The organism is Alkalicoccus saliphilus, from assembly GCF_003044065.1.
GTDB classification, from domain to species: Bacteria; Bacillota; Bacilli; order Bacillales; family Salisediminibacteriaceae; genus Alkalicoccus; species Alkalicoccus saliphilus.
This window is the reverse complement of sequence record NZ_PZJJ01000056.1, coordinates 1-11337: the sequence shown is the minus strand read 5'-3', so window position 1 is coordinate 11337 and position 11337 is coordinate 1. Positions and strand designations below refer to the sequence as shown.

Genomic DNA, 11337 nt, shown 5'->3' with positions numbered 1-11337 from the left:
GCCTGCTGCAGCTCCAGCAGGAAAATAAAAAGAAGGTTTCTCTTCTAAATAACGTGTTGATTCCATCCTTTCTTCCATTCAGGAAAAGCTTTTTCCTCCGGAACGTCCGGCGGGGACGCCGGTGGGAGAAAGCGAAGTCAGAAGATCCTTTTCCATGGCCGAAGGGCAAACAGCTGATGACGAGCCTCACGGCAAGGGCTGAGCGCAGGAGAAAGCTATACATTCAGAAGAATAATTATTCTGAAATCAAGACTTAATCAACACTCTGGAAGCCTGTCAGAATACTATCTGACAGGCTTTTTTATTTGATAATGGAAGTTATCAAATCGTCCTTATTGTTCTAAAGGAGCCGACTCGCGACGGCTGTGCCCGGAGGAAGCAATTTACGCAGCTGACTGCTTAAATCAGCTGCGATCGGAAATCAGCTGCTGCTTTACGGGGAGATTGGGAAGAAGCAATCGCTGAAATGACGGATATACCGTCTGCACCTGACTGAAGAATCGCTTTAGTATGCTCAGGCTGTATACCGCCGATAGCGACAATTGGGATATTAATGCCGCTTTCACGCATCTGGGTGATTCGTTCCGGCCCGACCACGGCCTTGGCATCCTGTTTGGAAAAAGTAGCGTACATCGGACCGACGCCTACATAATCGGCCCCCGCTTCCACTGCTTCGGCAGCTTCTTCAATCGTGTAGGCAGAAACTCCAAGTACAGCTGAACTGCCAATGATCTTTCTCGCTTCTGATGCACGTAGATCTTCCTGACCGACATGCAGGCCATCTGCCCCGGATTTCACGGCGAGCTCTGCGTCATCATTAACGATAAAAGGAACTTTAAATCTGCTGCAGACTTCCTTAGCTTTTAAAGCGAGGTGAAGACGCTCTTCTTCCGACTGAACACTTTTTTCTCCTTTTTCACGAAGCTGAAACATCGTTACTCCGCCTTCAAGAGCTTCGGTAAGCACTTGAAAAAAGTCCCGGGAAGTATCCTGGGTGCCGGCGATAAAGTAAAGAGACAGCTGCTCTCTGGAAAATGAACCTGTCATTCCTGTTCCACCTCCACGTGGACAGAAGCACGGTTTTCCCCGCGGTGTGCCGCATGATAAACCGGACCGGCACCTTCTCCTGCAGAGCGTGCTTCACTCAGCGCCAGGTGTATAAATGCCTTGGAGCTGTAAACGGCATCGTGCAGAGCTTTTCCTTTGGCCATATAAGCAGTAATAGCAGCTGAATACGTGCACCCTGTTCCATGTGTGTGCGGCGTATCGAGTTTTGGTACGTGATAGTAATGAAAAGCGGCTCCGTCGTATAAAATGTCTGTAATCCAGTCAGTACCTTCTTCGTGGCCCCCTTTTAAAAGAACTGCTTCCGCACCGAAAGAAATGAGGTCCCGCATTATTTCCTTCCTCGTCTGCAGTGTTCCGGCTTTTTTCCCTGTGAGTGCTTCCGCTTCCGGAATATTTGGAGTAATGAGTGCCGCGTGGGGAAAGAGCTTTTTAATCAGTGCCTTTTCAGCTTTTTCCTCAAGCAGCTGATCTCCGGAAGTAGCAATCATTACCGGATCCACTATAAGGGGAGGGAAATCTTCTTTTGAAGCAAAATCAGCAACAATTTTGATTCGTTCTTCATCGAACAGCATCCCGGTTTTGACAGCATCAGCTCCGATGTCTGACATAACAGAGCTGATCTGGGCTTTAAGAGCTTCGGGGGAGGCAGGATAGACACCCTGTACACCGAGTGTATTCTGGGCGGTAAGAGCTGTAATGGCACTTGTTCCATATACATCCAGCTCCTGGAATGTTTTCAGGTCTGCCTGAATTCCGGCTCCTCCACCGCTGTCGGAACCTGCGATAGTCAACGCTTTAACATAACTCATAGGGCACTCTCCTCTTTTGTAAGTTGGATAGCTTCTTCGAGTTGTTCGTCACTCAGCTGATCGAGCATGTCGAGAAAATGAACTTGAAAATGACCAGGTCCCGGGTAGGACTGTCTTTCTGCAGCAGCTTCCGCACACACTCCATAGAAAGCTGATGCTGCAGCGACAGATTCGAGCGGGTCATCACCCTGGCTGACAAACGCCCCGGTTACAGCTGTAAGTAGACAGCCGGCACCAGTGATTTTTGTCTGCATTTCGCTGCCATTGGATGTAATATAGGTGGTTGTACCATCTGTAATAATGTCCTGGCGGCCTGTCATACAGACGATCGTTTTAAATTCCCTGGCTGTCGTTTCAGCAGTTTCCCGTGCATTTGCCAGCGTGGCTTTGGAGTCCACTCCCCGCATAGCTACAGGATCGGACGAAAGATTGGCGATTTCTCCTGCATTGCCGCGGAGAACAGCAATGTCCAGTTCCTGAAGAAGCATGTGAGCGGAACGGGTACGGAAAGGAGTGGCTCCTGCTCCGACAGGATCAAGCAGAACAGGTACTCCTTCTTCATTGGCACGTCTTCCGGCGGCGAGCATGGCGTCATTTGTTTCGGGTGAAAGCGTGCCGATGTTGAGTACAAGAGCGCTGGCCGCTCCTGCCATGTCCCGGACTTCCTCCATTGCATAGGCCATAACAGGACTTGCCCCGACAGCGTAAAGTCCGTTGGCTGTGAAATTGGTTACTACGACATTGGTTATATTGTGGATTAGTGGGGAATTCTGACGTACTCTGTTTCTGAGTTCTGCTGCAGAAAGCATGGGCATCATCCTTTTCCTTAATTAATATCGGCCGTTTTAATGACCGTGAATGTAGTGAGTCATCAGCTTGAATATCTTTCTCTACCCTTTTTGGCGGCATAAAAAAACAATCCGTACCAAAAATGGGACGGACTGCCTGATCGCCCCACTTTCCTACGCCGGTATCACCCGGATCAGGTTCAAAGGGATCAGACTTGCGTCTGTCTCAGCATTGCGCACCCCTAGTGGTCAGTAAAACATGATAAATTTGTGAACAGAAACGGGAAAGCTTGCCCGGTTTCCGCTTTCTTCTATACTATCATAGTTAAAGGGATGGACGATAGTAAGGGAGGATTATATGAGAAGACTGCAGCAGGAGGCGGAAGCTTTTATTCATCAGATGTACCGGGAAAAGGGAAAACCGGAAGCAGCTGGGGGCAGGATACGGGAAATAGCGAAAGAGATACAGGCGACAGGAACCTACACCCACACGTACGAAGAGCTTTCGTATGGGGCAAAGCTTGCCTGGCGAAATTCCAATAAATGTATTGGGAGGCTGTTCTGGGAGAATCTTCACGTGATCGACGCAAGACACATACATTCAGCGGAAAAAGCAGCAGAAGCAGCACGCGAACATTTAAGGTTTGCAGCAGGGGATGGAAAGATTCGTCCGACAGTGACGGTTTTTCCCCAGCGGAATCTGGATGGGGAGGATCCGCTGTTTTTTCATAACCACCAGCTGATACGATACGCAGGTTACGAAACGGGAAGAGGTGATCCTCATTCGCTGGAAACTACGCATCTTGCTGAATCTCTCGGATGGAAGGGAAGGGGAGGAGACTTTGATCTTCTGCCGCTTCTTATCCAGGAAGGGGAAGATATTCATATGTTCCCCCTCGATCAAAAGCAGGACGTTCAGGAGATTGATATAGTACATCCGGAAGAAGAAAAATTTAAGGAACTAGGACTGAAATGGTACACGGTCCCGGCAATCAGCGACATGGAAATGAATATTGGGGGAATCACTTACGGGGCGGCACCATTTAACGGCTGGTATATGGGCACAGAAATTGCTGCGCGGAACTTTGCAGATTCCTTCCGCTACGACAGGTTAAAGGAAACGGCGGAAATATTAGACATGAACACTTCAAAAATCTCGACTCTCTGGAAAGATCGGGCTCTCGTTGAACTGAACAGGGCAGTCCTTTATTCTTTTCAGGAGGCGGGGGCTGGAATTGTCGATCACCATACCGCATCTGAGCAGTTCCGTCTTTTCTGCGGAAAGGAAAATCAACTGGGAAGAAAGGTGACCGGCGACTGGACGTGGCTGATTCCTCCTGTCTCACCGGCTTCAGTACACATTTTTCATGAAGCGTATGACAATACGGTCAACACTCCGAATTTCTTTTATAGAAACAACACGTCAGAAAACAAATGCCCGTTCATCAAAAGTAAGGATAAGAGCCTTTTTTAACCGTGAAAAAGCAGCAGGCCCCCGGGACGTCCCGGGGGCCTGCTTGTGTGAATGTAGTTATCTGCCTGCCATTTTCGGCGGGGGAGGGGCCGTGAATTATACATATTCGGCTGCAACGAGTTTGATCGTAAAGTAATCCACTTCTTCCGAAACAGCTTCCTTCACAGGTTTAAAACCGTTTTCCAGCCCGATACGATCGATTGCTTCAATAACTTCTGATTTATGATCCTGATGAATAAGCGGAGCGAGATCAAGTTCCATACCGTCCTCAAGAGCTTCAAACAGATGGTTTTTAACAGTTGTTTCCTTAAGGCCCCGCTTTCCACAGATATCATCCACGGTAAAGCCTTCCAGAAACAAAGAGGCAGTTGTTTCATAACTTTTTGTGTCTGAAGATATGCTTCCCTTTTCCGCCTGCTGTTCGGTTTTGTAACGCTGCACCGCCTGAAGAAAGAGATGACCGTAAGTTTCCATTTTATTCTGACCGACTCCCCGGACCGCAAGCATCTCTGCTTCGTTGTCGGGAAGCCTGCGGCACATATCATGAAGGGTCTGATCAGAAAATACCATATACGGCGCTACTGCGTGCTCTTTGGCCAGAGAGGTGCGGAGTTCCCGAAGCACCGGGAAAAGCGGATGCTCTGCCGACACTTTTTCCGGCCGGCTTACTGTTTTCCTCGTTACGAGCGCTTCTCCTTTTAGTACCGGAAGCACTTTTTCAGTGAGCTGCAGCACGGGATAATTACCTCCACTGAGTCTGAGATAATCGGAGGCGGCCAGAAAGTCGATCAGCTGGGCGACGTCTTTCTGGGTCCTCTTCTTCAGGAGACCGAAAGTCGACAGCTGATGGAACTTCAGCTCTTTCACTTTTTTATTCATTGAACCGGTCAGCACTTGAGCTGTCATCGTTTTTCCAAAACGCTCTCCCATCCTTTTGATACAGGAAAAAACCATCTGTGCTTCTTTTGTAATGTCTTCCAGTTCCCGGCTGTCGACACACTCCGAACACCGGCCGCAGTCAGCGGACTGGTTATCTCCGAAATAAGCAAGCATGTATTTCTGAAGGCACGTTTCTGTATGGCAGTAATGGGTCATCGTCTGCAGTTTGTCGAATTCCTGCTGTTTTCGTTCCTCACTCATCTGCGACTGCTCGATCAAAAACTGCTGTATCTGCACATCCTGCGGTGAAAAGAGCAGGACACAGTCGCTGTCACCGCCGTCCCGTCCGGCACGCCCGGCTTCCTGGTAGTAGCTTTCGATATTTCTCGGCATGTTGCGGTGAAAAACAAAACGTACATTGGATTTGTTGATTCCCATTCCGAATGCGTTGGTAGCGACCATAACTTTTGTTTCGTCGTATACAAACTGTTCCTGCATCGTCCGGCGCTCGTCCGGGGACATTCCTCCGTGGTACCTGCCGCAGGAAGCTCCTTTTTTCCGGAGAGCTTCGTACTGGCGCTCCACTTCCTTACGGGTGGCGCAGTAAATGATACCTGAAGCTTCCGGGTTTCTTTCAATATAGTCTGTCACATAATGATCCCGGTCGGCCCCTTTTACAACATGAAAGGAAAGATTTTCCCGGGCAAATCCGGTTTTTACGACGTTTTCTTCATATATATTCAAGGCACGGCAGATATCTTTTGAAACTTCCGGAGTAGCAGTGGCCGTCAGTGCGAGCACGACCGGCTTTTCCGGAAGAGAGGAAATAAGCTCGGGAATGCGCATATAGCTCGGCCGGAAATCGTGGCCCCACTGGGACAAACAGTGGGCTTCGTCCACTGCGAGAAGGGAAACAGGCAGCCGCTGCAGCATACGAAGAAAGCTCGGGGCTTCGAGCCTTTCCGGTGCTACGTAAACAAGCTTCTGAAGACCCATTTTGATTTCGTCCATCCTGGCGGTCGTTTCTTCTGCAGAAAGGCTGCTGTTAATGAAGGTCGCATCAATCCCTGCTTCTTTCAGCTCATCGATCTGATCCTTCATCAAGGAAATCAGGGGAGATACAACAACGGTAATTCCGGGCAGAAGAAGCGACGGGATCTGGTAGCATACCGACTTCCCGCCGCCTGTTGGCATCATGCCCATGCAATTTTTTTTCGAAAACACCCGTTCCAGAACATGGCTCTGGCCGGGACGGAACGAATCGTGTCCGTAGTGCTGTTTTAGTTTTTCCTGCGCTGCTGCTAACATCTTCTGCCACCAATCTTTATCTGAGAATATCTGTTCTCAGTTTACACGACAGACAAGGCAGTGACAATGTGAGAAAAGATGCTATTCTTCCGGAGGATACTGTTCAGCGGCCAGTGCAAGCAGCTGAAGTTTTTCCAGGTGATGTTTTGGGACAAGGAAAGTTACCGTAACGACTCCGGGGTGCCTTCCGATTTCAATGGAGCCGGTAACAGTAGACCGGTTCATTACTTCCGGAACAGTAATCCCGAGAAGTTCTGCTGCACGCTCCATTCCGTTTGTAGTTGCTTCATTCAGCGTCTTACCTGTTCCGACAAAAGAGAGAGGAAGAGAATCCTCCAGTGATTGGACGTGCCATTTTTCAGCTGTTTTATATGCCTGTCTTCGTTCTGCTTTGGTCAGTGGTTTTGCGAGAAAAGGGAGATCCTCCGGAGTCGGCAGAAGAATCGGCCCCTCCGTTTTCAGTCCTTTAATGACGCTGACCTGCAGGGTGACAATACCGGAAACGTCCGTTGTATGTCCGGCGATTTCCCCGTCACCCTGCATCGCGTGCATGTCGCCGAGATATACGCCGCCTCCGGGAACTTTTACCGGACAGAGCACTACCGCTCCTTCCCGGGCCCGGTTAATATCCATGTGTCCATCCGTACGCTTTTCCAGCTCTTCTTCCGTTAAGGCATATTCATGAGGTGCTCCGACGAGGAAGGATCCGAAATCTCCGGCATTGTGTGAATCAGGAAAAGCAATCGACGGGGTAGTCCCAAGCTGGCCCAGAAACGGACGGAGCCGGGCAGTCATCCCGATAATATCGTGGGGGGCAAATGTGACAATCGGATTCTGTATGGAATTTTCGGGAGTGGCCATATAATAATGACCGTTTTCGGCTGTCTGAAGCGCAGCATCCTGATCCAGTGTAATTCCGATCTGTTTTTCGTCGTCGAAAGCCATCGTGTAGGCATTGGTAAATTCAAAAGGGGTGACATCCGCACCACATTTCGAACAGCGTATCGCCGTTTTGCCAGTGCCTTTAATTACTGTTTCCGGATGAAGCGTCCCGCACTGCGGACATTTAACGGCTACGAACGGATCACCGAGAAAGCGGCCTTCCACCGGTGCATCATTTCCGGAAGCAGTGACCATGGAAGTGACGCGGATTGATTTTATACGGACCGCGATAGTATCTCCGACTTCTGCGCCTTCCACATAAACAGGAGTCGTTACTTCATGTCCTCCTTTTAAAGCAGGGGTAATCATAGGCCCCCAGCAGCCGGGCGAGGTATTCGCTACGATGTGACCGCCGTCCCGTACCGGACCCAGCATTTCTTTCTCCGGATCAATAATACCGTCGACAAATTCGTTTACCATAATTGTTTCTTTTGCTCCAGCCATTTATTATTCCTCCTTGTAAGCGTTTTCTTTTCCTGGTATTAATCATAGCAGGGGGCTGATACGTGCACAACTTTTCTGCCGGAAATAAGATGTTTGCATCCGGGTGCAAAATGGGGATAGAATATACAGCTTACTTTTTGATAGTGATAATTAGGAGGATGATTTTTATATGAAACATATTTACCGTCAAGGAAATAATGATAACAGTGAGGTGCTCCTGCTTCTGCACGGAACAGGGGGAGACGAGGAGGATTTACTGCCGCTTGCGGAGATGATTGATCCTGACGCTGCCGTGCTGAGTGTGCGCGGCAACGTGGATGAAAACGGGATGAATCGTTTTTTCCGTCGTCTGGAAGAAGGGGTTTTCGATGAAGAGGACCTTCTGTACAGAACGCAGGAACTGCATGATTTTCTGGACGAAGCAGCAGAAAAATACAATTTCGAGCGAAACCGGGTGACAGCCGTAGGATATTCCAATGGCGCAAACATTGCTGCAAGCCTTCTTTTTCATTTCGACAACCCGTTGAAACAGGCATACTTGTTTCATCCGATGGTTCCGCGACGGGGAATAAAGCTTCCGGAAATGGGGAATCTGCCGGTCTTTATCGGAGCGGGATCCAACGACCCCATCTGTAAGCCTGAAGAGACAGAGGAACTGCACGGGCTGCTTAAAGAGGCAGGGGCCGAAGTGGAATTATACTGGGCGGACAAAGGGCACCAGCTGACGAGAGAGGAAATTAATAAGGCGAAAGAATTTTATGACAGGTGGAAAGGAGAACCATCGATATGTACGTAATTAACGCCGGAGAGCTTTCAAAAAAAGAAAATTACAGAATGCTGACGTCAATCGTTACTCCGAGACCTATTGCCTTTATTTCATCGCTGTCAGGGGACGGTATACTGAATGCTGCTCCTTTCAGCTATTTTAACATTGTGTCCGCTGATCCACCGCTCATTTCTGTTGCGGTAGGAAGAAAGGACGGAAAACAGAAAGATACGGCCGTAAATATTCTGGAAACAAAAGAATTTGTCGTTCATGTCACGGATGAGGATAATGTAAAGGAAGTGAACGAGACTTCTGCCGGCCTTCCGCCGGAACAGAGTGAAGTGGATAAGGCCGGTCTTACTCCTGTAGTAAGCAGCACCGTAGCTGTCCCTTCCATAAAAGAAAGTACAGTAAGGCTTGAATGCCGGCTCGAACATCATCAAGTTTTCGACGGGGAGGATTCTTCCACCGATCTGATAATCGGAAGAATTCTCAGCTATTCCATCGAAGATAATCTGATAAAAGACGGAAGAGTACAGACGGAGAAGATGAAACCGGTAAGCCGCCTCGGAGGGAAAAAATACGCCAGGCTCGGCAAAGTGTTTGAACTGGACCGTCCTGAATAAAATGCAGTGTTTAATATTTTGAGTGAGAAAGAAAAGTCCCTGCTGTTGAAAAAGTGTTTTTGGTGTATAGATATACGGTTTCCTGCTTTCGCCTTCCGGGACGCTTTCCGGGCGGGCCGGGCTCAGCTAATTTCTTCCGCCCACAGGTTGGAAGAAATTAGCTGAGCCTCGTCCTGGATCGCCCAGGAGTCGCCCCTGCGGCTGCAGCAGGGAAATAGAAAAAAGGTTTTTACCAAGCCCCCTTTATTGAAGCCGTTTTCTTCGATAAAGAGAGGCTTTTCCCTCCGTAACGGCGGAGACGTCGGTGGGATTTCAGCGCAGTCTGAAGATCCTTATTCATGGCGCAGGCCAAACAGCTGAAGACCAGCCCCACGGCAGGTTCGGTAAGAGAAGGAGTCTATACTCGTCCTGGAATAAATATTCTAAAACGATCATTTAATCAACAAACTGTTCCTGAAGTACTTCCGAAAGTACAGCAGGGTACCTTTTGCATATACATAAGAAATACTTTATTAAAAGTCTGGGCAGGCTTTCATGGAAATCTCGATTAGGATTTATATGCAGCAGGATAATAATTGGCCGCTTTCGTAATTTTTTTTGACTTAAACACATACAGTAAGGAGACAGGCAGATGAACTATGAGCTTCCGGAAACAGGGATTCAAGGTATACAGAGCGCTTTGGAGAGAGGGGATATCACAGCTGTTTCTCTCGTGAAAAAGCTTATAACCCGTATTGAAAACCTCGATAAAAAGGGTCCTGCACTGAATGCAGCCGCGTTTATTAATCGGGAAGCAGAAGCGGAGGCAGAAACTCAGGACAAGCTGAGAAAAGAAGGGAAGGCAGGACCGCTGTGCGGTATTCCTGTGCTCTTAAAGGACAATGTTGAAACAGGAGAGGGGATGCCGGTTACAGCCGGAAGTATCGCTCTAAAAGATAATACTGCTGAAAAAGATGCTGCGGCTGTGGAAAAACTCCGCAGGGCGGGTGCCGTTATTCTCGGTAAAGCATCGATGAGCGAGTGGGCGTTTTTCATGACCGAAGGTGCACCAAGCGGTTTCAGCGCGCTTCACGGTCAGGTGAAACATCCTTATGGCCCCGAAAAATTTAAGGCAGGGAGCGTAGGGGGATCGAGTTCCGGCTCTGCAGCGGCTGTGGCAGCAGGGTACGTTCCTGCAGCTATCGGCACGGAAACTTCCGGATCCATTCTCAGCCCTGCCAGTGCCTGTTCAGTCGTCGGTATCAAACCGACAACCGGACTGATCAGCCGGAGAGGTATTATCCCGCTCTCCGGCAGCCAGGATACTGCAGGACCAATAGCCGGAAATACGGCAGATGCCGCACTGCTTCTGGAAATACTGGCCGGAACTGATGCAGAGGATGAGGCGACGGTCCGGGCAGATGAACATAAGAAAAATTATCGTTCTTTTCTGCAGAAAGACGGTCTCGAGGGAGCGAAAATCGGTATAGATACCGCTTTATTAAGTGAAAACGGGAAGGGAGAACGGGAGTGCGTAGAAGAAGCGGTGGAGCTCATTAAGAATCTCGGAGCGGAGGTGAAGGAAATTGAAACAAATGAAAGGCCGTTCCAGTCCAGGGTACTGCCGCATGAATTTAAGCATTCCCTCAATGAATACCTGTCCCGAACTCCGGATGCCGTGCCGGTTTCCTCCTTGAAAGAGCTTCTGCTGTTTAACGAGCAAGATGCCCAAAAGAGAATGCCTTTTGGACAGACGCTCCTGGAACTATCTGATTCAATGAGTAACGATCCGCTGGCCTCCGGCTATTTAGAGGACCGGCAGACAGATCTCCGTTTTTCCAAAGAAGAAGGAGTGGATCATATTATGGAGGAGTACGGACTCGATGCCCTTTTGTCTGAAAATAACCGTAGAGCGGCTCTGCCCGCCAAAGCGGGATACCCCTCCATTACTGTGCCCGCAGGGTACACTTCAGAAGGCCGGCCCGTCGGTATAACTTTTACTGCAAGAGCGTGGGAGGAACCTAAACTGCTTTCCTTTGCATATGCTTATGAGCAGGCTTCGAAAAAACGCCGTCGGCCGGTTCTTTAGAATGAATAAAAAATGAAGCCGCTTGAACAGCGGCTTCATTTTCAGGCTGTTGAAAAAGTCGCCCGCGGGCGGCTTTTTTTGCTTGATTTTGCCTCGGTTCGGCGTATGATAAAAGAAAAAGGAGTCGATTCCCATGATGGGCCACTGGCAGGACCGACGACATGT

10 protein-coding genes and 1 riboswitch are annotated in these 11337 nt (G+C 49.1%); of the genes, 5 read left to right on the top strand and 5 right to left on the bottom strand.

Annotation, left to right across the window (positions count from 1 at the left end; genetic code table 11):
• Window positions 1–257, top strand: a 257-nt coding sequence (locus C6Y45_RS17900) for a hypothetical protein (RefSeq protein ID WP_218017831.1), incomplete at its 5' end; no start/stop codon positions are given.
• 142 nt (window positions 258–399) lie between these two features.
• On the opposite strand, the gene thiE is transcribed toward C6Y45_RS17900, so the two are convergent.
• The 3 genes from thiE to thiM are packed head-to-tail and all read right to left on the bottom strand — an operon-like array spanning window position 400 to window position 2692.
• A complete protein-coding gene (gene thiE, locus C6Y45_RS16770; RefSeq protein ID WP_107586376.1) occupies window positions 400–1047 on the bottom strand; it encodes a thiamine phosphate synthase in 648 nt (215 codons plus the stop codon).
• Entirely contained in the window at window positions 1044–1877 is an 834-nt protein-coding gene (thiD, locus tag C6Y45_RS16765; protein WP_107586375.1) for a bifunctional hydroxymethylpyrimidine kinase/phosphomethylpyrimidine kinase, read from the bottom strand. Before thiD ends, thiE begins: the two co-directional genes overlap by 4 nt.
• Window positions 1874–2692 carry a hydroxyethylthiazole kinase gene (gene thiM / locus C6Y45_RS16760; RefSeq protein WP_107586374.1) on the bottom strand — a complete coding sequence of 273 codons (819 nt, stop codon included), beginning with the start codon at window positions 2690–2692 and terminating at the stop codon, window positions 1874–1876. Before thiM ends, thiD begins: the two co-directional genes overlap by 4 nt.
• Before the next feature lie 127 nt (window positions 2693–2819).
• Window positions 2820–2919, bottom strand: a riboswitch (TPP riboswitch).
• A gap of 104 nt (window positions 2920–3023) precedes the next feature.
• On the opposite strand from thiM, the gene C6Y45_RS16755 reads away from it, so the two are divergent.
• A complete protein-coding gene (locus C6Y45_RS16755) occupies window positions 3024–4139 on the top strand; it encodes a nitric oxide synthase oxygenase (protein ID WP_107586373.1) in 1116 nt (371 codons plus the stop codon).
• A gap of 96 nt (window positions 4140–4235) precedes the next feature.
• Here the strand turns inward: C6Y45_RS16755 and recQ are convergent, their stop codons facing one another.
• Both recQ and C6Y45_RS16745 read right to left on the bottom strand, forming a co-directional pair.
• Window positions 4236–6326 carry a DNA helicase RecQ gene (recQ, locus tag C6Y45_RS16750; protein WP_107586372.1) on the bottom strand — a complete coding sequence of 697 codons (2091 nt, stop codon included), beginning with the start codon at window positions 6324–6326 and terminating at the stop codon, window positions 4236–4238.
• A gap of 81 nt (window positions 6327–6407) precedes the next feature.
• Window positions 6408–7712, bottom strand: a complete 1305-nt coding sequence (locus tag C6Y45_RS16745) for an acetamidase/formamidase family protein (protein WP_107586371.1) — start codon at window positions 7710–7712, stop codon at window positions 6408–6410.
• A gap of 169 nt (window positions 7713–7881) precedes the next feature.
• Between C6Y45_RS16745 and C6Y45_RS16740 the strand changes: the two genes are divergently transcribed.
• The 3 genes from C6Y45_RS16740 to C6Y45_RS16730 all read left to right on the top strand — a co-directional run bounded on the left by C6Y45_RS16740 (window position 7882) and on the right by C6Y45_RS16730 (window position 11172).
• Window positions 7882–8508, top strand: a complete 627-nt coding sequence (locus tag C6Y45_RS16740) for an alpha/beta hydrolase (protein WP_107586370.1) — start codon at window positions 7882–7884, stop codon at window positions 8506–8508.
• Window positions 8499–9104: a flavin reductase family protein gene (locus C6Y45_RS16735; protein ID WP_107586369.1), complete on the top strand. Its 606-nt coding sequence runs from the start codon at window positions 8499–8501 to the stop codon at window positions 9102–9104. The genes C6Y45_RS16740 and C6Y45_RS16735 overlap by 10 nt, the downstream gene beginning before the upstream one ends.
• Before the next feature lie 631 nt (window positions 9105–9735).
• On the top strand, window positions 9736–11172 hold the full coding sequence (locus C6Y45_RS16730; protein WP_107586368.1) for an amidase family protein: 1437 nt from the start codon (window positions 9736–9738) through the stop codon (window positions 11170–11172).
• The last annotated feature ends 165 nt before the right edge of the window (window positions 11173–11337 follow it).

Excerpts from the sequence above, each read along its gene's own strand:
- C6Y45_RS16745 (WP_107586371.1), bottom strand. The coding sequence starts at position 7,712 with ATGGCTGGAGCAAAAGAAACAATTATGGTAAACGAATTTGTCGACGGT.
- thiD (WP_107586375.1), bottom strand. The coding sequence starts at position 1,877 with ATGAGTTATGTTAAAGCGTTGACTATCGCAGGTTCCGACAGCGGTGGA.
- thiE (WP_107586376.1), bottom strand. The coding sequence starts at position 1,047 with ATGACAGGTTCATTTTCCAGAGAGCAGCTGTCTCTTTACTTTATCGCC.
- C6Y45_RS16755 (WP_107586373.1), top strand. The coding sequence starts at position 3,024 with ATGAGAAGACTGCAGCAGGAGGCGGAAGCTTTTATTCATCAGATGTAC.
- C6Y45_RS16735 (WP_107586369.1), top strand. The coding sequence starts at position 8,499 with ATGTACGTAATTAACGCCGGAGAGCTTTCAAAAAAAGAAAATTACAGA.
- C6Y45_RS16730 (WP_107586368.1), top strand. The coding sequence starts at position 9,736 with ATGAACTATGAGCTTCCGGAAACAGGGATTCAAGGTATACAGAGCGCT.
- recQ (WP_107586372.1), bottom strand. The coding sequence starts at position 6,326 with ATGTTAGCAGCAGCGCAGGAAAAACTAAAACAGCACTACGGACACGAT.
- C6Y45_RS16740 (WP_107586370.1), top strand. The coding sequence starts at position 7,882 with ATGAAACATATTTACCGTCAAGGAAATAATGATAACAGTGAGGTGCTC.
- thiM (WP_107586374.1), bottom strand. The coding sequence starts at position 2,692 with ATGCCCATGCTTTCTGCAGCAGAACTCAGAAACAGAGTACGTCAGAAT.